This is a genomic window from Methanobacterium alcaliphilum, from assembly GCF_023227715.1.
GTDB classification, from domain to species: domain Archaea; phylum Methanobacteriota; class Methanobacteria; order Methanobacteriales; family Methanobacteriaceae; genus Methanobacterium_E; species Methanobacterium_E alcaliphilum.
Map to the genome: position 1 here is coordinate 64,079 of NZ_JALKIF010000013.1, position 24,527 is coordinate 88,605.

21 protein-coding genes are annotated in these 24,527 nt (G+C 32.8%); 18 read left to right on the forward strand and 3 right to left on the reverse strand.

The features are described from left to right. The first annotated feature begins 59 nt into the window (after positions 1 to 59). From MXE27_RS10020 to MXE27_RS10030, 3 genes are all read left to right on the forward strand, one after another. A complete protein-coding gene (locus MXE27_RS10020; protein ID WP_248612299.1) occupies positions 60 to 419 on the forward strand; it encodes a DUF5518 domain-containing protein in 360 nt (119 codons plus the stop codon). 139 nt (positions 420 to 558) lie between these two features. After that, positions 559 to 1,080 (forward strand): metallophosphoesterase, encoded by a 522-nt coding sequence (locus MXE27_RS10025; protein ID WP_248612300.1) that lies wholly within the window; start codon positions 559 to 561, stop codon positions 1,078 to 1,080. A 44-nt stretch (positions 1,081 to 1,124) separates the two neighbouring features. After that, on the forward strand, positions 1,125 to 1,736 hold the full coding sequence (locus MXE27_RS10030) for an RlmE family RNA methyltransferase (protein ID WP_248612301.1): 612 nt from the start codon (positions 1,125 to 1,127) through the stop codon (positions 1,734 to 1,736). 51 nt (positions 1,737 to 1,787) lie between these two features. On the opposite strand, the gene MXE27_RS10035 is transcribed toward MXE27_RS10030, so the two are convergent. Continuing rightward, positions 1,788 to 2,222, reverse strand: coding sequence for a hypothetical protein (locus MXE27_RS10035; RefSeq protein WP_248612302.1), 435 nt, complete (start codon positions 2,220 to 2,222; stop codon positions 1,788 to 1,790). Between the two features lie 126 nt (positions 2,223 to 2,348). Here MXE27_RS10035 and mcm point away from each other — a divergent pair, with 126 nt between their 5' ends. The 5 genes from mcm to MXE27_RS10060 all read left to right on the forward strand — a co-directional run bounded on the left by mcm (position 2,349) and on the right by MXE27_RS10060 (position 7,421). After that, a complete protein-coding gene (gene mcm / locus MXE27_RS10040) occupies positions 2,349 to 4,346 on the forward strand; it encodes a minichromosome maintenance protein MCM (protein WP_248612303.1) in 1,998 nt (665 codons plus the stop codon). Positions 4,347 to 4,455: 109 nt separating this feature from the next. Further along, on the forward strand, positions 4,456 to 4,863 hold the full coding sequence (locus tag MXE27_RS10045; protein ID WP_248612304.1) for a translation initiation factor IF-2 subunit beta: 408 nt from the start codon (positions 4,456 to 4,458) through the stop codon (positions 4,861 to 4,863). A 162-nt stretch (positions 4,864 to 5,025) separates the two neighbouring features. Further along, positions 5,026 to 6,072, forward strand: a complete 1,047-nt coding sequence (locus tag MXE27_RS10050; RefSeq protein WP_248612305.1) for a 60S ribosomal export protein NMD3 — start codon at positions 5,026 to 5,028, stop codon at positions 6,070 to 6,072. Positions 6,073 to 6,185: 113 nt separating this feature from the next. Then, positions 6,186 to 7,151: a tyrosine--tRNA ligase gene (locus MXE27_RS10055; protein ID WP_248612306.1), complete on the forward strand. Its 966-nt coding sequence runs from the start codon at positions 6,186 to 6,188 to the stop codon at positions 7,149 to 7,151. 75 nt (positions 7,152 to 7,226) lie between these two features. Then, positions 7,227 to 7,421 carry a hypothetical protein gene (locus MXE27_RS10060; RefSeq protein ID WP_248612307.1) on the forward strand — a complete coding sequence of 65 codons (195 nt, stop codon included), beginning with the start codon at positions 7,227 to 7,229 and terminating at the stop codon, positions 7,419 to 7,421. A 22-nt stretch (positions 7,422 to 7,443) separates the two neighbouring features. On the opposite strand, the gene tmk is transcribed toward MXE27_RS10060, so the two are convergent. Beyond that, positions 7,444 to 8,031, reverse strand: coding sequence for a dTMP kinase (tmk, locus tag MXE27_RS10065; protein ID WP_248612308.1), 588 nt, complete (start codon positions 8,029 to 8,031; stop codon positions 7,444 to 7,446). A 164-nt stretch (positions 8,032 to 8,195) separates the two neighbouring features. On the opposite strand from tmk, the gene MXE27_RS10070 reads away from it, so the two are divergent. The 10 genes from MXE27_RS10070 to MXE27_RS10115 all read left to right on the forward strand — a co-directional run bounded on the left by MXE27_RS10070 (position 8,196) and on the right by MXE27_RS10115 (position 22,965). Continuing rightward, positions 8,196 to 9,551 carry a GAF domain-containing protein gene (locus MXE27_RS10070; protein ID WP_248612309.1) on the forward strand — a complete coding sequence of 452 codons (1,356 nt, stop codon included), beginning with the start codon at positions 8,196 to 8,198 and terminating at the stop codon, positions 9,549 to 9,551. Between the two features lie 110 nt (positions 9,552 to 9,661). Beyond that, complete coding sequence (locus tag MXE27_RS10075; protein WP_248612310.1) at positions 9,662 to 12,310, forward strand: U32 family peptidase; 2,649 nt, start codon at positions 9,662 to 9,664, stop codon at positions 12,308 to 12,310. A 197-nt stretch (positions 12,311 to 12,507) separates the two neighbouring features. Further along, positions 12,508 to 14,415 carry a MutS-related protein gene (locus MXE27_RS10080; protein WP_248612319.1) on the forward strand — a complete coding sequence of 636 codons (1,908 nt, stop codon included), beginning with the start codon at positions 12,508 to 12,510 and terminating at the stop codon, positions 14,413 to 14,415. 186 nt (positions 14,416 to 14,601) lie between these two features. Next, on the forward strand, positions 14,602 to 15,777 hold the full coding sequence (locus tag MXE27_RS10085) for a hypothetical protein (protein WP_248612311.1): 1,176 nt from the start codon (positions 14,602 to 14,604) through the stop codon (positions 15,775 to 15,777). A 79-nt stretch (positions 15,778 to 15,856) separates the two neighbouring features. Beyond that, positions 15,857 to 16,666, forward strand: a complete 810-nt coding sequence (gene otsB / locus MXE27_RS10090) for a trehalose-phosphatase (protein ID WP_248612312.1) — start codon at positions 15,857 to 15,859, stop codon at positions 16,664 to 16,666. 113 nt (positions 16,667 to 16,779) lie between these two features. Then, positions 16,780 to 17,910 carry a nucleotidyltransferase family protein gene (locus MXE27_RS10095; protein WP_248612313.1) on the forward strand — a complete coding sequence of 377 codons (1,131 nt, stop codon included), beginning with the start codon at positions 16,780 to 16,782 and terminating at the stop codon, positions 17,908 to 17,910. Between the two features lie 51 nt (positions 17,911 to 17,961). Continuing rightward, a complete protein-coding gene (locus MXE27_RS12005; RefSeq protein WP_248612314.1) occupies positions 17,962 to 19,260 on the forward strand; it encodes a phosphomannomutase in 1,299 nt (432 codons plus the stop codon). 15 nt (positions 19,261 to 19,275) lie between these two features. Continuing rightward, positions 19,276 to 20,772, forward strand: a complete 1,497-nt coding sequence (locus MXE27_RS10105) for an alpha,alpha-trehalose-phosphate synthase (UDP-forming) (protein WP_248612315.1) — start codon at positions 19,276 to 19,278, stop codon at positions 20,770 to 20,772. Between the two features lie 102 nt (positions 20,773 to 20,874). After that, a complete protein-coding gene (locus tag MXE27_RS10110; protein WP_248612316.1) occupies positions 20,875 to 21,249 on the forward strand; it encodes a hypothetical protein in 375 nt (124 codons plus the stop codon). A gap of 75 nt (positions 21,250 to 21,324) precedes the next feature. Then, positions 21,325 to 22,965, forward strand: coding sequence for an ABC1 kinase family protein (locus MXE27_RS10115; RefSeq protein WP_248612317.1), 1,641 nt, complete (start codon positions 21,325 to 21,327; stop codon positions 22,963 to 22,965). Between the two features lie 6 nt (positions 22,966 to 22,971). On the opposite strand, the gene MXE27_RS10120 is transcribed toward MXE27_RS10115, so the two are convergent. Then, the gene (locus MXE27_RS10120) at positions 22,972 to 23,775 is read right to left on the reverse strand and encodes a sulfite exporter TauE/SafE family protein (RefSeq protein WP_248612318.1); all 804 of its coding nucleotides are present in this window, start codon (positions 23,773 to 23,775) and stop codon (positions 22,972 to 22,974) included. Between the last annotated feature and the right edge of the window lie 752 nt (positions 23,776 to 24,527).

A 24,527-nucleotide genomic window follows, 5' to 3' on the forward strand; every position in this document is an offset into this window, starting at 1 on the left:
TCTCATAAAATTTATTAATCTAAATCAACAATAAATAACTAATAGAAAGGAGGTTTATTATGGTAAAATGGGGTGCAGTTATAGTTGGTTTCGTACTATCATTAGCATTTCCTGCAATTTTAGATTTGTTCATGGATAGCTGGACATCCGTGATTGGATTATTCCTTGCAGGTTTTGTGGTAGGAATAATGGTAAAAGAGGGAGCATTTAATGGATTTTGGAATGCCACAGTTGCCGGAGCATTTGGAGGTATAGTCACCGCCATATTAATCACAATTTTAGGGACAGCTGTTGCCGGACTAGCAGGTATGGTTACGGGGGCCTTTACAGGCATTATAATGATAATTGCAGCTTTACTATTCTCCATGATATTTATGGGAATAGGTGGCGCTATTGGTGCAGCCATAGCCGGATATTAGATTTAATTTTTTCCTCCAAAACTTATTTTTTTCATTATTTTAATACATTATAAATACTAATTTTATTTATTATAACTTATCTAAAAATCAAGCATTGTTGATAAACTAATTACGACCCTATATCATTAAAGGAGATAACATGTTAATTGGCGTAATATCTGATACACACATCAAAGATAGAGCATCCGAAATTCCTGAAGCAGTTTTCAGAGTATTTGAAGGTGTGGATATGGTTTTACATGCAGGTGATTTGATTGACACTACTGTAAAAGACACCTTGAATAAGATTGCCCCAACTTATTGTGTTCAGGGAAACATGGACCGTCATTATGGTCTTAAGCTACCAAAAAATAGAGTTATGGAAATCGAAGGGGTTGAATTAGGATTAAATCATGGCGAAGTTTATCCTCGGGGTGATACCCAACAATTGAAATATCTAGCCATGGAAATGGATGTTAAAGTTTTAATTACCGGCCACACACATCAAGCCTTTGTAAAACAGATAGGTGATATTTTACTCTTAAATCCCGGAAGTCCCACCGTGCCCAGACTTACTGATCCCACGGTAATGCTTTTAAATATAAATAATGGGAACATAGATTCCCAAATAGTGAAAATAGGAGATCCACTTTGTAAAGCTCTTAATTTTTCAGGCCCTTGATTAAAGAAGCTAAACTAAATTTAAGAACATGAAAGGTTATTAATATGGGAAAACGTTGGCAAGTTGAAAAGAAAAACGAGCATTATTATAAAAGTGCTAAAAAAGAAAATTACCGGTCCCGTGCATCTTACAAAATATTGCAATTGGATAAAAGATTTAAAATAATCAAAAAAGGCGATAAAATCGTAGATTTAGGAGCTGCACCAGGAGGATGGTCACAGATAGCATTAGAAAAGATAGAAGAAACAGGAATGGTTTTGGGTGTGGATTTAAAACGTATAAAGCCATTTCCTGAAGAAAATTTCCAGTTTATACAGGGCGATTTCACTCAAAAAGAAATACAAGATAAAATAATGGAAAAAATAGGTGGGCGAGCCAATGTGATTATTTGTGATGCTGCACCTTCCCTTTCAGGTATTAAAGATATTGACCAACTCCGTTCTATGGATTTAGCAGAAAATGTTATTAAAATAGCTAAAAATATAATGGAATTTAGGGGAAATCTTTTAATGAAAACATTTCAGGGGCCAGGTTATCAAGAACTGATCAAAAAGTTTAAAAAAGAATTCAAAATTGTTAAAACAACCAAACCTGCTTCTTCGAGAAAAGCCAGTTCTGAAATGTATATTATTGGATTAGGATTCAAAGAAAAATAAAAAACAAATTCTAAAAATAGTGTGTTATTTTAACATTACTGTTAAAATAAACTACATCTTCCCTCTTAAATTACTTAAGCTTTTTTTTGCAGTTTGAAGTTGATCTTTAGCAACTTTTAGCCGATTTTGAACTTCAGACAGGGGTTTATTGGTTGAAAGTGCACTTTCCACATCATCAATAGCCGATTTTGCTTTTACCAGTTCGAGTTCGGCATTAACATATTCTCTTTTCAGATTCTCATTGCTTCCCCTATTTACATCAGACTTTACTGAATCGAATTCAACTTTCAAAGCAGAATATTCTGAATTTAATGTGGCCAGTTCATCATATGCCGATCCACTATCCACACTGGAGGATATTCCAGATGATATTTTATCCACACCTATATAAGCAAATATAATCAAGGTTGCTACTAATATAAGCACCCCTAAAATAGATATGGTCATGGAAGTGAGTCTAAATAAATTTAATCTTGATTTTTTCATTTAATCACCGTTATTGAAGAATTAGTGGGAATAATAATTATTTATATCTGTAACCATATGGTGCAAAGAGACTTATTAATTTTTCTAGGAAAGAGTTTATAATCCAAGATTAACATATCATCCACGATGACAACTGCAGATAAGACAAAAACATCACTGGCTAAATTCGAGGAATTTTTCTCAACAAAATACAAAGATCACGTATTTGAAGCATTAGAGAAATATCCTGATCAAAGATCAGTAATAGTAGATTATTTGGATCTGGAAATGTTTGATCCCGATTTAGCAGATCTTCTCATTGAAAAACCTGAGGAAGTTATTAAAGCTTCGCAAAAAGCCATAAAAAATATTGACCCTTTACGAAAAAATGCTGATTTAAATATTAGATTAGAAAATGTAACTAATAATATTCCTTTACGTTTTTTACGCAGTAAATTCATAGGCAAATTCATTTCAGTAGATGGTATCGTCCGTAAAACAGATGAAATACGACCAAGAATAGTTACTGCTGTTTTTGAGTGTCGTGGTTGCATGCGTTTGCATGAAGTAAAACAAAGCAGCAACATGATATCTGAGCCATCATTATGTGCTGATTGTGGTGGGCGTTCATTTCGTTTACTACAGGAAGAATCTGAATTTTTAGATACTCAAGCAGTTAAAGTACAGGAACCGCTGGAAAATCTTTCTGGTGGTGAACAGCCCCGTCAAATATCGGTTGTTCTTGAAGATGATCTTGTGGATACTTTAACTCCCGGGGACATAGTAAGAATAACTGGGACTTTGCGCACAGTACGCGACGAGAAAACCAGGCGTTTTAAAAATTTCATTTATGGTAATTATACAGAACATCTCGAACAGGAGTTTGAAGAACTTCAAATATCCCCTGAAGACGAAGCAGCTATTATGGAGTTGTCTCAAGATCCCCATATTTACGAAAAGATTATCAAATCCACAGCACCGTCCATACATGGTTATAGGGATGTTAAAGAAGCTATTGCTCTTCAACTATTTGGAGGAGCTGGAAAAGAGCTGGATGATAAAACCAGGCTTAGAGGAGACATCCACATCCTTATTGTAGGAGATCCAGGTATTGGTAAGTCCCAAATGCTCAAATATGTTTCTAAATTAGCCCCAAGAGGTATCTATACCAGTGGTAAAGGTACCAGTGGAGTTGGGCTTACTGCAGCCGCAGTAAGAGATGAATTTGGAGGTTGGTCATTAGAAGCAGGTGCACTGGTATTAGGGGATCGTGGGAATGTCTGTGTTGACGAATTAGATAAGATGAGAGAAGAAGATCGTTCAGCTATTCACGAAGCACTGGAACAACAAACCATAAGTATTGCCAAAGCAGGGATAATGGCAACCTTAAATTCACGTTGTTCCGTTTTAGCTGCAGCTAACCCCAAATTTGGGCGTTTTGATAGTTATAAATCCATAGCTGAGCAAATAGAACTTCCATCAACCATTTTATCTCGTTTTGATTTAATTTTTGTAGTGGAAGATAAACCAGAAGAAACAAAAGATAGGAACTTAGCCCGGCACATCTTAAACACCCATAAAGAAGACAATATGCTTTATGAGATAGATCCAGAACTTCTCAGAAAATACATTGCATATGCCCGCCGTAATATACAACCTACACTTACAGACGGAGCAATGGATGTTTTAGAAGAATTTTATGTATCAATGAGGAATAGTTCTATTGATGAAGACTCACCTGTACCTATTACTGCCAGACAATTAGAGGCCATCATACGTCTTTCAGAAGCTAGTGCTAAAATAAAACTTAAGCCCCAAGTGGACCCTGAAGATGCCCATCAAGCTATTAAATTGTCACAGGCTTGTTTAAAACAAGTAGGATATGATCCTGAGACAGGTAAAATTGATATTGATAAAGTAGAAGGAAGACCACCCAAATCAGAAAGAGATAAATTCCGTATACTCATGGAAGTTATCAAGGAACTGGAAGAAGAATATGGTGGTAGAGCACCTACCAATATTCTTATATCTGAGATGGCAGATAGATATAATATAAGCGAAGAAAAGGTGGAAGAGATTATAAAAGTCCTCAAACATAAAGGAGTTATATTCGAACCCTCCAGAGGCTACCTAAAAGTAGTATAATCCTCTTTGAAATTTTAAAACTTGATTAAAGTTTATTAATTAATTGAACACTTTATTTCAATAATTTATCCACCCATTTTCTATTTATCTTAGTTTGGAGGTATTAATTATGACAGATTACAATAAATTATTAGATCGGGCTATTGAACAATTGCCCCCAGAAGTATTTGAAACCAAGCGTTTCAGCGTACCTAAAGCTTACTCCGTAATTCAAGGAAACAGAACTTTTATCCAAAATTTTAGAGAAATTGCAGATGCTCTAAACCGAGACCCTCAGCACCTCTTGAAGTTCTTATTAAGAGAATTAGGTACTGCCGGAAATTTAGAAGGTGGAAGGGCCATCATGCAAGGTAAATTCACCCACTTTTTAATAAATGAAAGAATTGACGATTATGTGCAGAAATTCGTCATGTGCCATGAATGTAACCGCCCAGATACTCGAATTATACGAGAAGACAGGATATTCCTCCTTAAATGTGAGGCATGTGGTGCAAAAGCTCCTCTTAAAACATTATAAAGTTTTAGATTCTTTTAATTTATTATGGCATTCTGATAAATCGAACTCCATTATCACATTAGATTAAAAAAGTTCACTACAGAAGCCAAATATTTCATTTTAAATATAAGTTATAAGAATATCATTTTTTAAATTAAAAACAATTTTTCAGGTAATTATAGTATGTTTTGTCCTCAATGCGGAAGTTCAGAAAAGGAGATGTGGGAAGGACTATGTATAGACTGTTTTTTAAAAGATTTTAATCTTATTTCCATAGCAGAAAATATAGAAGTTACCACTTGCGCTCACTGTGCATCTAATCTAAAAGAAGGTAAATGGAGAGAAATGGGGATTCCTGAAGAAGAAATTATTTATAGGGCCCTGGAAGACCATATAAAAATAGATGAAATAAGTGAAGACGTGGAAATTGACCTGGAAATACTTCAAATAAAAGGTTCAAGTGCCCAGTGCATAATAAAAGTAGATGGGAACGTTCTGGGAAAATCAATCCATCAAGAATATCATTCTTCTGTTAAATTGAAAAAAACAGTTTGCCCAGATTGTAGTAAATTCATAGCCGGATATTATGAAGCAGTTATTCAACTACGAGCAACTAATAGGCCTTTAACGCCAGAAGAAATAAGATCTGCTGATGAAACTATTAATGATGTTTTAGAACGTTTGTGGGAAAAAAATAGGTTGGCATATCTTGCTCAAAGATCCGAGATGAAAGAAGGCATAGATTATTATATTGGGTCCCAAAAATCAGCTAAAAAAGTCATAAGTGCCCTTAGAGAAGTTTTAGGTGGGACAGTGAAGGAATCACCCCGCCTGATGGGACAGGACAAGTCCACGGGAAAAGGACTTTATCGAACATGGATGTCTCTTAGACTCCCAGAATTTGAAATTGGGGATTTTGTAATATATGAAAACAAAACCTGCCGAGTAGTTGCTATTGATTCGCGGAAAATTAGTGTTATGGACCTTTCTCAACTAACCCGGCTCAGCATCCTCTGGAAAGAATATGATAATATTGAAACCTTGAAAAAATCTGAAGATATACAGAAAACAACCGTGACCTCAAAATCACCACAAGAAATTCAGATTTTACATCCTGAAACATTTCAACCTATTGATCTGGAGATAAAGCCTCGGATGAAAGATTTGGAAATTGGGGATGAGGTTTCAGTTATTGAATTAAATAATGAAATTTATATAATCACTGAATAAAAAGCCGGAAGGTATTGCATATCAATGGAATAAGCCTCCCAAATAAACCATAATTTAAATAACAATCAATTAATAAAACTTACAAGTTTTCACATTCTAAAAACGGTGAAAGAATGGATTTACAAACAAAGATGGAATTAATTATTCAAGGCACCCTGGAAGTAATTACCGACAATGAATTGGAAGAAAAACTCCAAAAAGACCAACCAGTAGCATATATTGGATATGAACCATCTGGAAAAATCCATATGGGGCATGCCATTACTGTTATGAAGTTGATAGATCTTCAAAAAGCGGGTTTTAAAATTAAAATTCTTTTAGCCGATTATCACGCTTATTTAAATGGAAAAGGCAGTTTAGAAGAAATAAAAGATATGGCGGAATATAATAAAAAATGTTTCCTTGCTCTAGGACTTTCCCCCACAAATACTGAATTCATATTGGGATCCAGTTTTCAAACCAGAGAAGATTACACTACCCATGTTTACAAATTAGCCCTTTTAACCACGCTGGTGCGAGCCAAAAGGAGTATGGCCCAAATTACACGGGACGCTGAGGACCATAAGGTAGCGGAAGTTATTTATCCTTTAATGCAAGTAGTGGACATGGTATTTTTAGAAGCTGACCTAGCCTTAGGTGGTATGGAGCAGCGGAAAATACACATGTTAGCCCGTGAAAATCTTCCCCGAATTGGTTTTGAATCCCCAGTTTGTATTCATACGCCTTTACTCCATGGTACAGATGGTTCTGAAAAGATGTCCTCCAGCAAAGGTAATTTCATAGCTATTGATGATTCTCCTGAAGAAATAAAGCAAAAGATTAAAAAGAGTTACTGTCCTGCAGGAGAAATTGATGGTAATCCTATTTTAGAAATAGCAAAACATTTTATATTTACCAGACAAGAGCAGATGGTTATTAAAAGACCTGAAAAGTTTGGGGGTAATCTGGAACTAAATTATAAAGAATTATTAGATATGTACTCTCAAGAAAAATTACATCCTCTTGACCTTAAAAATACCGTGACAGAGTACCTGGTAGATATATTAAAGCCTGTTCGAGAATATATGGCTAATAAATAAAAAAATATCTTCAAATATAAACTAAGAAATTAATCTTCCCAAAAATGTAAAAAATGTTTCATATGTGGTGATAAAATGTTGTATGAAATGAGAATTCCCCCTGGAGTAACTGAAAGAGATATGGCGAACATAATAAACCAATATGAAGTCGAATTAGTTCACACGGATTATGGGCCAGTGATTAAAGGTGAGATTACTGTACTGGAAGAAATTAGAGATTATTTAGTGAAAGAGTTGAATCAACGCATTAATAAATTTGAAAAAAAATAAAATTTATTTTTTTGAATTTATATTAAAGAATATTATCCATACAAATACCTAAATGAGGGGCAATAATCTTTTTAATATCCCTATGAACCAGGTTAACACCATTGTTTGCATTTATTACAAAAAAATCTTCCTTTTTTGCAATATTCAAATAATTTTTTTTCACTTTTGTTAAAAAGGATTTTTTCTCAAATTCATCAGTTCCCTGGCAGCGTGAAACTGCTGTTTTAACATCCAAGTCCAATAAAACAACCAGATCTGGTTTTTTTGCATATTTATTAATTTCCCCAATCCAACTTAAGGGGTTTTGATAAGCCATACTTGAATAAAAGCAGCGATCACTTATAATAATTTTATTTTCAGTTTCTGCTTTCTCTATTGTTTCCTTTAAAATCATTCTGTCTGCAGCAAAAAGGAGGCCTAGTGTTTTTTGAAAATCGGAATGAGTAGCTTTAGGATTTTTCAGCATCTTTCGAATCAGAATTCCTACTTCTGATGATGTGGGTTCAACAATCCGCTCCACATCATGCCCCATCTCATCTAACCATTCTTTGAGAAGTTCTACTTGAGTGGATTTTCCAGCACCATCAATACCTTCCAAACATATGTACATAAACAACAATTCAACCTCAGCACATAATAGTTTTTCTAATGAGTTATGAAAATAATGAATTAGCTCGAAACCAATTATAGTTTAGTACAGATTAGGGATATTTATAATAATGTATTCATCCAAATATTTACTTACTTTATTCGTGGAAATTAAAGAGGTGAACTATGTCTAAAATTAAGGTCATGGTAGTAGAAGATGAAAGTATTGTAGCAATTGATATTGGTCAAAGATTGGTTGGCCTGGGATATGAAGTAACCGCTACAGTTTCATCAGGCGAAAAAGCCATTGAAATGGCTGAAAAAACTTCACCAGAGATTATTTTGATGGATATTGTTTTAAAAGGGAAAATGGACGGTATTGAAGCAGCAGCGCAGATTGTGGAAAAATTTAAAATTCCGGTAGTTTACCTCACTGCTTATTCTGATGAAAAAACTCTTAAAAGAGCCAAGGTAACAGGTCCTTTTGGATATATTATTAAACCATTTGAAGATAGGGAACTGCACAGTGTAATCGAAATTGCTCTTTATAAACATGATCTGGAAACTAAACTTAAAGAAAGTGAAGAAAGATATAGGATAACTCTTAATTCAATTAATGATATTCTCTTTACGCTCGATCTTGATGAAAAATGTACTATGGTTTCTGAACCTCAATTAAAACGCTATGGATTTAATGCAGAGGATTTTATAGGAAAAAATCCGTTTGAACAATTAGGAGTATCCACCCGTGCACATCATGAAGCTAATCAAAAAGCTTTGAATGGGGAAAATGTTGTTTATGACTGGTCAACCCAGATTAATGAAAGCAGTTTTTATTTCCAGACATCTGTTTCACCCCTTAAAAATGCAGATGGAGAAATAATTGGAGTTACTGGGCTTTTAAGAGACATTACTGCTCTTAAAAAAACAAAAAAAGCACTTTCATTAGAAATTAAAAACAGTAATGCTCTTGCAGATTTATCTCAAAGACTTTTAGGTGCAATATCCCTGGAAGATATTTCCAAACAAGTCTTAGGATATGCTAAAGAATTAACTGGAAGTGAATTCTGTTTTGTAGGTTATACTGAACCTGGCACAAAAAACCTCGTTAATTTCAGCCTCACTAAGACCGTTTGGTCCAAGTGTCATGTAGAAAATGTTTTTAAAACCGAATTTGATTTCAATGACGTAGGAGGACTTTGGGGTTGGGTTTTAGATAATAAAAAATCAATATTAACTAATGATCCATCAGCAGATGAAAGATCTAAAGGAACTCCTGAAGGTCATATAGCTATTAAAAATTTCTTATCTGCCCCCGCCATAGCAAATGATGAATTAGTGGGCCAAATTGCCCTGGCCAATGCAGATCATTCTTATACAGATCAAGATCTTTTACTTACCGAAAGACTGGCAGATATCTATGCCCTGGCCATACATCGAAAACTTTCAGAAGAAAAATTAATGAAAAGTGAAGAAAAAAACAGGATTATTGTAGAAAAATTTCTGAAAATTGTATCTGAAATGCTGGCAGAGATAAAATAAGGTTCTAATTTTTAAATGTCGACCCATATAATCTTTTTTTATTTTGTATTTGAATAAATAATATATCTTTTTTATGACCATCTAAGTGATATAATCTGGAGGAAAGAATATTGATTAAATTACCTGAACTTTTAGCCCCTGCAGGATCTCCTGATGCTTTAAAAGAGGCTATATCTGCCGGTGCGGATGCAGTTTATTTATCTGGAAAAAAATTTGGGGCTCGGCAATTTGCAGATAATTTCAGTGTTTTTGAAATAGAATCTGCCATTCAGTATGCTCATTTAAGAGGAGTCAAAGTATATGTTACTGTGAATACTCTTATTAAAGAGAGGGAGTTATCATCTGCTGCAGAGTATGTATTCAAACTATATAGTATGGGTGTGGATGGTGTTTTAGTCCAAGATCTGGGATTATCGCATATCATAAAGGAAATTTTTCCAGATATGGATTTGCATGGTTCAACACAGATGACCATTCATAATAATGACAGTCTAGAATGGCTTGAAGAAAATGGTTTCAGCAGAGTTGTGCTATCTAGAGAGCTGAGTATGGATGAAGTAAACTCCATGACCAAAAATAGTAGATTGGAACTGGAAATATTTCTCCACGGGGCTTTGTGTTATTCCTATTCTGGGCAGTGCCTTTTATCATCATTTATTGGGGGTAGAAGTGGAAATCGTGGTATGTGTGCTCAGCCATGCCGAAAACCCTACACCATAATAACTAGTAACCTGGATGAATATGGCCGACCCATAAAAATCCAGGCATTACCTCTTAAAGAAAAATATATTCTTTCTCCTAAAGATCTGTGTCTTTATCCTCATCTAAGAGAACTAGTTAATTCTAAAATTAGTAGTTTGAAAATAGAAGGTAGGATGCGTTCTCCAGAATATGTGAAAACCGCAGTAAGTATTTACCGTCAAGCATTAGATAAAATTGGTTCAGGTACAAATCATTTAAATAATGATTATGATATGGAGGTCCTTAAATTAGGATTTAATAGAGGATTCACATCAGGATACTTATTTAAATCCATGAGGGAAAAATTAATGGGTCGGGACAAACCCGGTCATCGGGGTTTGTTTATTGGAAATCTTAAAAAGTATAATCCAAAAAAACGAGAAGGCGTCATTCATTTAAAATCAATTATAAAACCAGGAAAAGGAGATGGGCTTTTTTTTGTTCCTTCTAACAATGAAGCACCCATTGGTATGGATATTGAAAAACCCCCATTTATAAAAGGAAAAGATATGTTTTTATCCTTGAAAAAACCAGTTACAGTACCGTCAAGGGTTTTTTTAACCCGTAAAAAGGACTTATCTCTCCTTTATAAAAACCACCAGCCCATTGATTTGCCTAATTTAGCAGTTGATTTATTCTTTAAATTAGATGCAAATAATTATCCCCACCTTAAAGGCCAAATACAAACACATGGGGGGAAAGTTGTAATCAGCGAGGTTGTGGGTAAAACATCTATGGAACCAGCAAAAACTCGCCCACTATCCAACAAAAATATTCAAAAACAATTGCTTAAAATGGGGGATAAACCATTTAAGGGGAAAATTTCAGATATTGAATATGATGAAACTCTTTTTCTACCCATTAAAGAATTGAATCAACTTAGAAGAGAATTAATAGAAGATTTGGAAAAAAAAGTTATTGAAAGTTACACCCCCTCTCTAAAAAAAATTGATTCAGCCCAGCTAAAATTAAATGAATTGAAGAAAGGTCTACATTACCATGGCCAAAAACAAAATGGACCATTTAAAAACGCTTCTAAATCAAGCCAAAGCTCGATCAATTTATCAGTGTATGTAAATGATATTCCCAGTTTAAAGTCTGCGATAAAAACAGGTTTTGATCGTATTTATCTGGATATTCCTCTTTTAGCCCCTGAAAAGCTACTTTCCAAATGCAGTGATCCCAACTCAAAGTATGATTTTGACTTCGAATATGTTAATGCTATTCTAGATGAAGCTATTGAATTATGTTCTCAATCCAATTCCCATTTAGTTTGGAAATGGCCCAATATTACTAGAAATTATCTTTTAGACTTTTTAAAAAAGATTAAAAAAGATTATCCCACTGGTCTGGATCTTATGGTGGGCAACATAGGTGCTGGAAATTTCATTAAAAAGAGCTTTGATGAAACCAGATTGTATGGATCCTATGCTCTTAATGTCTGGAACCACCGTACCATAGCCACATTATCCCCTCTTTTTTCACTGATCACATTATCTCCAGAATTATCCTGGAAAGAAATTAATAATATAATCCATTATCAAAAATCAAATCATTTATCCTCTAATTCAGAAATAGAAATACTTGTTCAAGGAAATATGGAATCAATTATTAGTGAAAACTGCCTAATTTCTCCAGATTTAATTTCTAAAACGTATTTCTCAGAATTTAGTCCAGAAAAATCATGTTTGGAGAGATTTTGGGGGATCAAAGATGAACGTGAACGTGTTTTTCCTTTGAAAATTTCCTCAGATTGTCAGAGCATTATATTAAATTCTGTAGAAACTTGTCTGGTGAATTATGTCCCGGCAATGATGAACAATGGAATTAAAAATATAGCAATTGACGGGAGATGGCGAGGAGAACGTTACGTGGAAAAAATGGGTTATTTCTACGAAAAAGCCATCCAAAACTCAAAAAATAATAAAAAAGTTGAAAAAATAAAAAAAGACATTAAAAAAATATCTTTAGGTGGCATTACATCTTATAATTTTATGAAAGGTATTGAAAAGCCGTAATTAAGTTTATGGAATATCTAAATATCCAATATTTTGGAGTGAAGTTGTAAATTAATGGAAGTGGATTATTTCTTTTCACACACTCTCGGAATTTTTATAAATACCATGATAAAAAATAAGTCTATTTAATGTCTTATCCAATAACATTAAATCATTCATCAATAAATACATCTGAAAGATTAATTCCAGGCAAAAGTATGGACAAAGAAATTGACCTTACCACAGTTAAAGGGGTAGGAGATCATATGGCCCAGAAGATAATATCTCAACTGGGTGGTGAAAAAGAACTATTTAAAATAGTTAAAAATTGTGAAGTGGATAAGATTTCCAGTATTGACGGAGTTAGTCAAAGAAAGGCTATTGAGATCATGAATGAGTTGTTAGGTAATCCCACACAGCAGTTTTTAAAAACAGAAAGAACCTTGCAGATTTATGAAGAAATACTGGAAAAGATAATTAAATATACTCATACTACCCATGCCAGGAATAAGATTTTACTTTTATCTCCTTCTAAAGATATGGAAAAAATTCAATCCAATCTTAATTTTGTAATGGAATCTAAAGAAATGGTTTCCAATTTGCCCATAAAAAATGTTAAAAAGTTACTACGAAACCTAAATACCCCCCAGGAAAAAAAACCACATTTTGATGCATCTAAAGCGATTTTAGTGGAAAATAAGGAAGATTATAATTATCTGCTGGATTTAGGCTTGAACAAGTATTATCCCCTTATTACTGCTCAAGAAGCAGGAGAGATTCAGGAATATGAATTAGTTATATATGTATATTCTTCAGGAGAAATAGACTTTGAAGATGCTAGTAATCTTATAATGGTTAATAAAGAGGCAGAAGAATTAGAGATAGTTCCTGAAAAAGTTTTAATCTATTTTTTTGATAACGAAGATATATTTAAACAAGTCCTGGAACTTAGAAAAATCACCGGTACAAAAACAGTTATGGACGAAGTTCTAACCATAATCTCTGAACTAAAAGAATTTAAGGCCCGGGAAGTTGATTTTGATAAAGTTGTTGAATCTGCGAAGTTAGTGGCTGATGAAGAGATAAAAAATACCATTCAAAATGTTGATCTTAATGGAAATGAAGTTCTTGCTTTATTAAATCAGGGAATGACAGATAAGATTGAAAAAATATTTGATGATATTATTGGTAAATCAAGGGAAACAATCAAATCCCAAACAGGCACAGAATTTGATCCATTCATCCGCACATATCCACTTGAAATTGACCAGCAAGAACTGGAAAGAATAAAAAAAAGGGAGCTTTCAAATAGGCAGATTGTTGATTTTGATAATAAAGTTAAAGCAGCTAAAAGGCTTTCCGATTTAAGGAAATCAGTGGATAATGAAATTAAAGAAGCCCTTGAATTTGATTATGAATTTGCAATGGGTTGTTTTGCTCATTACTATAAATTAGAACCTCCAGAAATTTCCAATAATTTTACTTTAAAACAAGCCCTCCATCTTGATCTGGCACTAGAAAATGAAGAAAATATTCAGAGGGTGGATTATAATTTAACTGATGAAGAAAACGTAGCCATTCTAACTGGTGCAAATAGTGGAGGAAAAACTACACTTCTGGAAACAATGGCTCAAATTTCTATTATGGCTCAGATGGGTTTGCCTGTATGTGCACAAAATGCTCAAATAAAATTATTGGACGAAATTTATTTCTTCTCCAAGAAAAGGTCACTAGATGCCGGTGCATTTGAATCATTCTTGAGAACTTTTGCACCAATAGCCACAACCGATACTCAAAAATTAATCCTTTTAGATGAACTTGAAGCCATTACTGAATTAGAAGCCGCAGTGAAAATAATTTCCAGTTTTATTGAGTTCATTAAAGATTCTAAGTCTTATGCTGTGATTGTTACTCACATGGCACGGGAGATAATGAAATACGCCGAAGTTAGGGTTGATGGGATTGAAGCTAAGGGCCTGGATGAAAATTACAATTTAATTGTAGATAGAACTCCTCGAATGAATTATCTTGCACGCAGTACTCCAGAGCTGATCTTAAAAATGATTCACAGCCGTTCAGATGGGAAACTAAAAGAAGTTTATAGCAGAATATTAGAAAAATTTTGAATGCATTCACCATATCCTTCTTTAAGCCCATGAAGATCAAATATCTTAAATTTATCTAAATAACTGATTTCTAATTTTATTATCTTGAATTAAAATACCGAGTTTCAAAGGATCATTTTAGCACCATACTCACTATTCATTTATAAATATTTTGAAGTTAAAATAATAATATGGAATGGTGTGTTTATGACATCCATTATGGAATTGGAAAATAAAATAAAATATCTTAAAATTACTGATGAAGAATCATATCATCTTTTCCATAGAATTTTCACAGTATCATCTGGAGAAGGATTTATGGTTATTCCTCCTGATCTTAAAAACAAAGTAATTAATCAGTTTGGTAGAAAAGATGAATATGGCCATCTCCTAGAAAATCCAGGCAATGTTATAAATAGAATTGAAAAACAGAAAATAATCAAAACATTTAATAATTGGACTTATGAAAGCGCTCTTTTTAATTATATCCGCACTTCACGACCGATCTCAGGAGATAAAAGTTTCGAAGATGATCAAAAACAGATTTCTATTTTAATTAATGATTCTAAAACCAATTGTGATTTTTGTAATGCGGAAAAATGCACCCCCCAGGATATTTTTAAAAAAGTTTCATTAAGTAGTAATGGTAGGATTAAGGGAAAAAATTCAATTACTGCATCTAATTTAGCAAAATATGATCTTTGGAGTAGTTTAGTTATATTTAAAAATCACAACCCCCTTAAATTTAATTTAGAAGAATTATCAGATGTTATAGATACTGCTTTCACCTGGTTTAAAGAAGCATATGCTCAAAACCAAGATTATAAATTTCCTTTTTTTGTTTGGAATTGTTTATATAAAGCGGGAGCATCTCAAGTGCATGGTCATGCGCAGATTTTGATGAGTAAAGATAAAGCTTATGCTAAAATGGAATCCATGCGAAAAATTAGTTCAAAATATCAAAAAGAAAATGGCAGTGATTATTTCCATGATATATTTAAGATCCACAGTATTTTAGGATTGGGATTTTCCCTCAAAGACGTTAGAGTATATGCTAGCATCACCCCCATAAAAGAAAAAGAGATTATGATTTTAGCTTCAAAAGCACCCCATAAAGATTTGAATATCAAACAAACCATATATGGAATATTAAGGTGTTTTATAGACATTATGAGAATTCACAGCTTTAACCTAGCCATTTATTGTCCCCCCATGGATGGAGAATATAATTTTCCATACTTAATTAAAATCGTTGACCGTGGAAACATTTTCAGGCCCACTGTAGATATGGGGGGGATGGAATTATTTGGAAGCACAGTGGTGGCAGATGACCCCTATAAAATAATCAATAACGTGAAACAATATCTTGAAAAAAGCAATTGAATCTTTAAATTCCAATCAAGAATAAATTCCAGCGTTCATCTTGACCTTTCTGCAGCAATAATATACTGATGTGATTTTTATGGAAGATTTGAAACCAAAATATCTTTTTGATAATTTAAATTTATTGGCTGAGTTTAAAAATGATATTTCAACCGCCATAATTACAGACATAGATGGTACTATCAGTGAAATAACTAATAATCCAAAAAAAGCATTAATTACACCATCCATGAGAAATAAATTAATAAAATTGAAAGAAAGATTTAATTTACTGGCCGTTATAAGTGGTAGATCTCTAAAAGACGCCCGATCCATGGTAGGAATCGAAGATATTTTATATGTAGGAAACCATGGTCTGGAATATTTTTCAGACGGCGAATACTTTGTGGCTCCGGATGTAGAAAATTATCTCTCATCTATTAATAAAACAGCAAGTAAAATAAACAAAGACTTATGTGCTATTGAAGGTTTATTATTTGAGGATAAAGGTATCTGCTATTCTATTCATTATCGTAAATGTGATGGCTCAGAAATAATTCGAAACAAGATATTAGATTCAATTGAAAAAGTTCCTGAATCAAAAAAGCTGCAGATAAATGAAGGACGGAAAATTGTAGAATTAAAACCCCCTGTGGGTTACGATAAAGGAGTCATTATCCATGAAATCGTAGATAAATATAATTTAAAAAAAATAATTTATTTGGGGGACGATATCACAGATTTAGACGCCTTTAAAGAACTTAAAAAATTAGAAAATCAGAAAAAAATAAAAAGTGCCAGCATAATAGTTCTGTCCAATGAAATACCCATTTATGTTAAAAATGGTGCGCAGTTTTTTGTGTGTGATGTAAAGGAAGTTCTTAAATTTTTCAGATGGCTCTTAGATTGATAAAGTTCTTTTTAAAGTTTAAATAAGCAAATAAAGACGGGAAAACTATTTTTTAAGAAAAACTTATTAGATGTGAACTTCATATATTAATACCTATGATTAAGGCTGTTATTATGGCCGGGGGAAAGGGAACTCGAATACAACCATTAACTCTAAGCAGACCAAAGCCCTTAATTCCTGTGGCAAATAGGCCCATGATTGAATATATTCTTAAAAAACTTAAAATTCATGGACATAATGACATAGTGGTTACTTTAAACTATTTAAGAACCCACATCAAAAAACTCTTGAAAAAGAACCATCCTAATTTTAATGCTAAATTCTCAATAGAAAAAAAACCTTTGGGCACCGCGGGAGGAGTGGCCCTGGCCCAGAAATATATTGATGATACCTTTTTTGTTTTAAGTGGAGATGTGCTAATTGACGTAGATTTTGATGAAATATTGAAATTTCATAAAAAGAAAAAAGCATTAGCCACTATGATTCTTAAACCTGTTAATGACCCATCTCATTTTGGAATTGCCGTATTAAGTCAAGACAATGAAATAATTAAATTTTTAGAAAAACCATCACATTCAGATGTTTTCAGTAAGATTGCGAATACTGGAACATATATTTTTGAACCAGAAATAATGGATTATATTGATACTTCCCAAGGAGCTGTTGATTTTTCAAATGACGTATTTCCAGAACTTATAAATGCAAAAGCAGGTATTTATGGTTATATATCAGAGGGGTATTGGAATGACGTAGGAAGACCAGATTCATTTTTAAATGCCAACCATGATGTGCTTAATAAAAAAATAACACCCCGACCTAATGGTAAAATATTAAAAGAAAGTGTGGGGAAGTTTGGAGACATATGGGTCGGAGATAATGTTGAAATTAAGGATAAAGTGAGAATAATTGGTCCAGTAGTTATTGGAAATGACTCAATCATAGAACAAAATTCTGTTATTGGGAGAAACACCGTTATTGGGGATAATGTAACTATAAAAGAGAATACAACAATTGAAGGCTCTGTGATATTTTCAAAAAGCATTATAAATTCAAATTCACATCTTAAAAATTGTATAATTGATTCAGAATGTATTTTAGATTCAGGTTGTGTAATTGAAAAAGGAGCTCTTCTTGGCAATTCAGTGCATGTAGGGCCATCCAGTTTAATTAGTTCCAATCGTTCCATTACCAACAAAGTAAAAATTTTACCAGAATCACATGTTGACTCGAATTTTCCATTATAACTATAAAATTTGAAATTAATTTCGGTGATTTGAGAAAAAGGGCGGTTTCAAGTGTCAAAATATGTGCAAGATATTAGAGGCGTAGTTAATACTGAAATCACCAATAAATTCGCGTCACATTTAGGAACCATTGTAGGTAACTACCTGGGCTCTGATCAGAATGTGCTGGTTGGGAGAGATTCCCATACTCCATCCCAAATGATAAAAAGAAGTTTAACTACTGGACTTATGTCTGCAGGGATAAATGTAATTGATCTGGGGATAGTTCCCCTACCCCTTATTCATTTTAATTTAAAGATATTTGACGCCTCGGTGATGATTACTGTTTCTAGATCACATTTAAGACCAGAAGACATTAATATCAAAATTTTCAGCGATCATGAAATCCCTTTAGAACAAAGACACGCCGAAAAAGTACCCTGGGATAAGATAGGTCATTTAAAATATGCCACTAACCATCAAGATCAGTATTTAAAATCTATTCTTAAAAATACACCCATTAATCTAATAAAAGATAAAGGATTTTTAATTGTCATTGATTGTGAAGAAAGTCTGGAGAAACCATTTGCATCTCAGATACTGAGTGATGTAGGGTGTCAAAATATTATTATTGGTTGTAAAGATACTTCCCCTGCTAAAATTTATCCCGAACCCAATCCTCAAAGAATTTCTCTGGTTTCAGAGGTAACCACTGCTGTGGGTGCGGATATGGGGATAATATTTGATAACGATTTAGATATGGTTGTTTTTATTGATGAAAAAGGAAACCGAATTAAGGATCAGACCATTTTAGCCATATTCAGCAAATATATTTTAGAACAAAATCCAGGCAGTATTATTGTTTCATCAGTAGTTGTTTCCAAGTCTTTAGATGATATTGTTCTCCAGAAAGGCAAAATTATTAAAACATCTGTTAATCAAGTTTTAAGTGAAATTGCTGAAAATAATGCAATATTTGGTGGTGACGAACCTGGTATGTACGTTTTCTCAGAATTTCAGGTTTGTTTTGATGCCATCTTCAGCGTAGTTAAAATGCTTGAAATACTGGCCCAAAAAAATACTACTCTATCTAATCTGGCAAATGAAATAGAAGAATATAATAGAATTGTTTTTACCATAGATTGTGAACATGAGAAAAAAACTCCAGTAATTGATATTTTCAAAGATCAATTTGAATCAAAATATGAAATAAACACTACAGATGGTATAAGGGTTGATTTGAATGATTCTATGATTTTGATAAGGCCTTCTCGATTTGAACCAATAATAAGAGTGTATTTGGAATCTGAATCTGCAGATAAATTACAAAAGTTAGCTGAATCTGTTAAATCTATGATTGAACTAGCATGATGAAGGTGTAAATTAATGAATTATCCCCAGCAAAAGAAAATTTTAAATTTTTTAGAGGATAAAAATTTGATAGTGGTCTCTAATAGAGGGCCTATTGAATTTTATAAAAAAGAAAATGAATTTAAAATGAAAAGAGGTGCAGGAGGCCTTGTTTCTACTCTTTTACCATTGATGGAAGCATTGAATGGCACATGGATCGCCAGTGCCATGACACTGGCCGATGCTGAAGTTGCCCGGCAGTTTCCAGATAATAGAGTACCTATTCCTGAAAAAGATACAAAATTCTGGGTACCCTTTGTAGTAGTTAATCGTGACCAATATGAAGACTATTACAGTGTTATAAGCAATCCCCTTTTATGGTTTGTCCAGCATTATATGTGGGACAATCCTTACACTCCTAATATTGATGAGGACATACATAGCGCCTGGAAAAATGGTTACGTGTACCTCAATAAAAAATTTGCTGAAAAAGTAATTGAAGAAAGTAAACGGAATCATAAAGATCCATTAATAATGCTTCAAGATTATCATCTTTATTTATGTCCTTCTTTTATTCGTGAAAAATTAGGGGATATTTTTTTAAGCCAATTCATACATATTCCCTGGCCTCAATCAGAATATTTCCACATAATACCAGAATATATGAGGAAAGCCATAATTGAAGGTATGTTATCCAATAATATCTTAGGATTCCATATTCCCCGTTATGTTACTAATTTTATTCAATGCTGTGAAGAATTTGTAGACAAAGTCAATTATGATAAAGGAACCATATGGCACAATGGAATTTGTACATATGTGAAAAGTTACCCTATTTCCGTAGATTACAATAATATAACCCAAATGGCAAATTCCAAAGATGTAGCTGCAAGAGAAAAACTAGTCAAAGATATTAAAGGGGAGAATTTTTTAATTTATAGAACCGATCGAGCTGATTTAAGTAAAAATATTATAAGAGGTTTTAAAGCATACGATCTGTTTTTAAAAAATCATCCAGAATACCAGGGGAAAGTGAAGTTTTTATCTACAGGCAAGCCAACCCGTCAGCAAATTAGTGAATACAAAGAATATTACAACCAAATTCAGCAAGCCATTCACGAAATTAATCAAAAATATGCTACTGCCGATTGGAAGCCTGTCGAGTGTATATTTAAAGCGGATTACAATTTAGTGGTAGCTGCTTTTAAAAACTATGACTGTTTGATTGTGAATCCCATTGCTGATGGTATGAATATTGTACCCAAAGAAGCATCAACCGTCAATGAATGTGATGGTTCCTTGATTTTATCAGAAAATGCTGGTTGTTATGAAGAATTGAAAGAACATGTCATCTCTGTGAATCCATTTGATATCAAAGAAACTGCAGATGCTTTTTATGAAGCCATAACAATGAGTTCTGCAGATAGAAAAAGTAGATTAAATAGAATGCAGAAGATTATTTCCAGAAGAACCATTTATCACTGGATTAGTGAGCAATTTGAGGATTTTGAAAAATTAATGCCTGAGAAATAAATTTAATGAAATATATATATCTAATGAAATCATAGAATACTAGGCTAACTCAATAACGTACCTACAAAATATACAACAAACATCTTATTTGCAGGTGGGTGAATGGAAATACTAAAAGTTTTAAGCAGAATTTATATTGATTCTTCCGATTTGTATACTTCTATAAAATACTATGAAAATCTATTTGATAAAAAATGTAAAATGATTATTGAACATCCAGCGGGTCTTGAATTAGCTGTGGTTGGACCAATATTATTAATTGCTGGTTCTGAAGATGATTTAAAACCTTTTAAAGAAACGTCTTTAACATTTTTAGTAGATTCTATTAACGAATTTAGAAAGAAAATAGGTGTTGATAACACCATTATTCTAAGTGAACCCCGTGAAGTGCCTACTGGCATGAATATGAGAGTTCAACATCCCGATGGAGTAATAGTAGAATATGTAGAATTTAAAAAAAACCTAAAATTAGATTAATTTAATTTCCTAAATCTTATCTTTTTTAATAAAATAAAGCAGAAAATTATATAATATTTGAAACTTACTATTTTTATGAACTTTCGCAAAAGCAGCAACCCCCATTTAAATCGGGTGAATGAAATACTCAAAGTCTTGAGCAAATACGAATTTGGGTATGTCTCAGAAAAAATAAAGCTTAAACATAAAATACCTTTTATCAACCCATCGAATGAATATGAGTCACTGGAAGAATTAGATGAATCTTTCCCCATAAGAGTGAGGATGGTTTTCCAGGAATTAGGAACTACTTATATAAAACTGGGGCAGACATTAAGCACCCGGCCGGATTTAGTTGGAAGGACAATAGCCAGTGAATTAACTAAGCTGCAAGATGATAACCCTGCTTTAGACTTTGATACCATTAAAAAAATTGTTGAAAAAGAATTAAAAAAGCCAATTAACACTGTTTTTAAAGAGTTTAATGAAGAACCACTCGGATCCGCATCTATTGGTCAAGTACATCAAGCAGTACTTAAAAGTGGGGAAAAAGTAGCTGTTAAAGTTCAAAAACCTGGCGTAAAAAAACTCATAAAATCAGATCTTGCCATAATGCGATTTTTAGCTATTAGAATAGATAATTACATCCCATCCGCACGTAATTATAACCTTCCAGGAATTGTTGATGAATTTGAAAGATCTATTTTAAAAGAAATCGATTATGAACAGGAATTTAGAAACATTAAACGCTTTGAGGATATTTTTAAAGACGACGACAGCATCTATGTACCTAAAACTTATCATGATTATTCTACTTTTAAAGTTCTCACCATGGAACTGATAGAAGGCGAGAAAATTTCAAATGTTATTAAAGATAGTAAAGGATTTGATAGAAAATTACTGGCTAGAAGAGGAGTTGAATCTTACTTTAAACAGATAATGTTGCATGGATTCTTCCACGCAGATCCCCATCCGGCCAATATTTATGTTTTAGAAGATAACGTCATATGTTTCCTTGATTATGGAATGATGGGTATATTGGATAAAGAATTCAGAGAAAACTTGGCAGAACTTTTTATTTACTTTATTGAAAATAGTGTTAAAGGAATTATTAACCAATTAATTTATATGGGAATTATTGATGCTGCTATGGATACCTCTTCCTTAAAAACTGAATTAAATGATTTAATGTACAAATATTACGGATCCGAGTTAACAGAAGTTCAGGGAGGTATGAATTCTATGATTAATATCATGCGTAAGTACCATATTTCCCTACCTAGTGAATTTGTTCTCTTAGCAAGGGGAATAGCCATGTTAGAAGAAACAGGTCAAAGACTGGATCCTCAATTTAATACCACCAAAATATTACAACCCATGGCCCGTAAGATTTTACATGAAAAACTTACCCCTTTCAAGCTGATAGATTTTATAAAGGATAACTTATTTGAATTTGAACATCTATTAAAAATTGTGCCACGTACATTTACTAAAACACTTTATAGGTTAGAAGAAGGGAAAATACAGATTGAAATTGAACACAAAGATTTAGATAGAATAAGTAATAAGATCTCAATCGCTTTGATTCTCTCTGCACTTTTAATTGGATCATCCCTGATAATGCAAACCGATAAAGGAATATTAATTTTAGGTTTTCCATTTTTAGGAATTATTGGATTTATAATAAGTGCAATACTGGGATTGATGTTAATTTTATCTGTTTTGAAACGAGTATAACTTTTTTTATTCTTCTTTTTCTGTAAATAGTTTAATAGATGTGAATATTAATAATGCACCCAATATAATTTTTAATAATTCTGAAGGAGCATATATAACTAAAAAAGCTCCAATTGAAGCTCCGATTATTGAGCTCACACCCATAGGGATAACTAAATATTTTATTTCAGATTTTTTTGTATACATTTTGTTTTTAGCATGTCGGGTAATCCCTACAAGCATAGTAGGTAAACTGATGATTAAACTCATAGTTCCTGCTAGTTTAACATCTATTCCAAATATTAAAATTAATATAGGAATTATAACTTCTCCACCAGCCACCCCTAAAAGACTGCTAATAATCCCAATTAGTACTCCGCATAATATAGCTACTACTAACATCATATACAAACTACTAAATAGTATTCCCATTGATCCAAATGTGATGAAGCTTTCACTAATTAGAAGTAATCCCATAATCAAAAGTAAAATTAACAATACTTTTTTAAATAAGGCATCGGAGATTTTAGTTGATAATTCTATTCCAAAATAAGCACCAGTAGTAGAACCTACTATAAGTGATATCATTAATAATATTTGAGGATAAATAGGAGATACATCAAAATTATTCATTCTAAAATAAATTGCAGATGCTACGGTGATTAGGCTAATCAACATATTTAATGCTACTGCTTTTTTGGCAGTTTTACTAAACGTCTTTAATAAGAAAGGTAATCTAAATTCTGCTCCACCTAAACCTATTAATCCACCTAAACAACCAATAGGTGCACCTATAACTAATGATAATAGGGATGTTTTTTTGTTATTCATTTTTAGACCTACAGCCAGAAACTGTTTTTTTCTTTACCTATGTAGATTATATGATATGTATCTTAGCTTTTCTCCCTATTCTCGATTTTTATTGAATATCATACTTTAAACATGAATTCTTAAAGTTTTATCATACACTTAGCTATCAATTAGCAAAAATTCTACATTATAACATCCATTAACCACATTGATGCATAATTAGATTTAGATATTGAATATAATCATAAAAAAATTAATTAATTTTACAAATTGAATGTTGAATAGAATGAAACTAGTTAAAAAATTGTATTGATTAAAAAGATATTTGATCTGCAAAGTAAATACTCACCAAATTATAAATGTATGTTGCCTGCATACTAACTCGTCTGGATCACAGGTAGATAACCCTTCCCTCCCCGAGCAACCCTCGAAGCAGGCAGTCTGTCCAATGCTGGGTTTCTCCTAATCATTCCTGGCTATCGCCTAAATCTTAGAAGGACCGTAGGCATCAGTCGTAAGATATGACAATGAAATATATGTTTTACAGCCTATTTAATCTTAATTAATTTTTTAATAAATTTTAAGACAGGATTGATGATCATTTGAATTTGATATCAAATAGAACCTAGAAATAGGACTATTAATTTGAAATAAAAAAGCACTTAAAATAAATTGTAATGTGCGAATTCTAAATAATTCACTCTAAAATATAGTAATAATGAGATGGGCTGGCAGCGTTATGAAATTCCCATAGGAACAAACCCACAGTACCA

Bases quoted from the DNA above. Each gene is read 5' to 3' on its own strand.
- MXE27_RS10080 (WP_248612319.1), top strand. From the start codon at position 12,508: ATGGACAAAGAAATTGACCTTACCACAGTTAAAGGGGTAGGAGATCAT.
- otsB (WP_248612312.1), top strand. From the start codon at position 15,857: ATGGAAGATTTGAAACCAAAATATCTTTTTGATAATTTAAATTTATTG.
- MXE27_RS10060 (WP_248612307.1), top strand. From the start codon at position 7,227: ATGTTGTATGAAATGAGAATTCCCCCTGGAGTAACTGAAAGAGATATG.
- MXE27_RS10070 (WP_248612309.1), top strand. From the start codon at position 8,196: ATGTCTAAAATTAAGGTCATGGTAGTAGAAGATGAAAGTATTGTAGCA.
- MXE27_RS10110 (WP_248612316.1), top strand. From the start codon at position 20,875: ATGGAAATACTAAAAGTTTTAAGCAGAATTTATATTGATTCTTCCGAT.
- MXE27_RS10025 (WP_248612300.1), top strand. From the start codon at position 559: ATGTTAATTGGCGTAATATCTGATACACACATCAAAGATAGAGCATCC.
- MXE27_RS10120 (WP_248612318.1), bottom strand. From the start codon at position 23,775: ATGAATAACAAAAAAACATCCCTATTATCATTAGTTATAGGTGCACCT.
- mcm (WP_248612303.1), top strand. From the start codon at position 2,349: ATGACAACTGCAGATAAGACAAAAACATCACTGGCTAAATTCGAGGAA.
- MXE27_RS10030 (WP_248612301.1), top strand. From the start codon at position 1,125: ATGGGAAAACGTTGGCAAGTTGAAAAGAAAAACGAGCATTATTATAAA.
- MXE27_RS10085 (WP_248612311.1), top strand. From the start codon at position 14,602: ATGACATCCATTATGGAATTGGAAAATAAAATAAAATATCTTAAAATT.
- tmk (WP_248612308.1), bottom strand. From the start codon at position 8,031: ATGTACATATGTTTGGAAGGTATTGATGGTGCTGGAAAATCCACTCAA.
- MXE27_RS10115 (WP_248612317.1), top strand. From the start codon at position 21,325: ATGAACTTTCGCAAAAGCAGCAACCCCCATTTAAATCGGGTGAATGAA.
- MXE27_RS10020 (WP_248612299.1), top strand. From the start codon at position 60: ATGGTAAAATGGGGTGCAGTTATAGTTGGTTTCGTACTATCATTAGCA.
- MXE27_RS10035 (WP_248612302.1), bottom strand. From the start codon at position 2,222: ATGAAAAAATCAAGATTAAATTTATTTAGACTCACTTCCATGACCATA.
- MXE27_RS10050 (WP_248612305.1), top strand. From the start codon at position 5,026: ATGTTTTGTCCTCAATGCGGAAGTTCAGAAAAGGAGATGTGGGAAGGA.
- MXE27_RS10095 (WP_248612313.1), top strand. From the start codon at position 16,780: ATGGCCGGGGGAAAGGGAACTCGAATACAACCATTAACTCTAAGCAGA.
- MXE27_RS10105 (WP_248612315.1), top strand. From the start codon at position 19,276: ATGAATTATCCCCAGCAAAAGAAAATTTTAAATTTTTTAGAGGATAAA.
- MXE27_RS10045 (WP_248612304.1), top strand. From the start codon at position 4,456: ATGACAGATTACAATAAATTATTAGATCGGGCTATTGAACAATTGCCC.
- MXE27_RS10055 (WP_248612306.1), top strand. From the start codon at position 6,186: ATGGATTTACAAACAAAGATGGAATTAATTATTCAAGGCACCCTGGAA.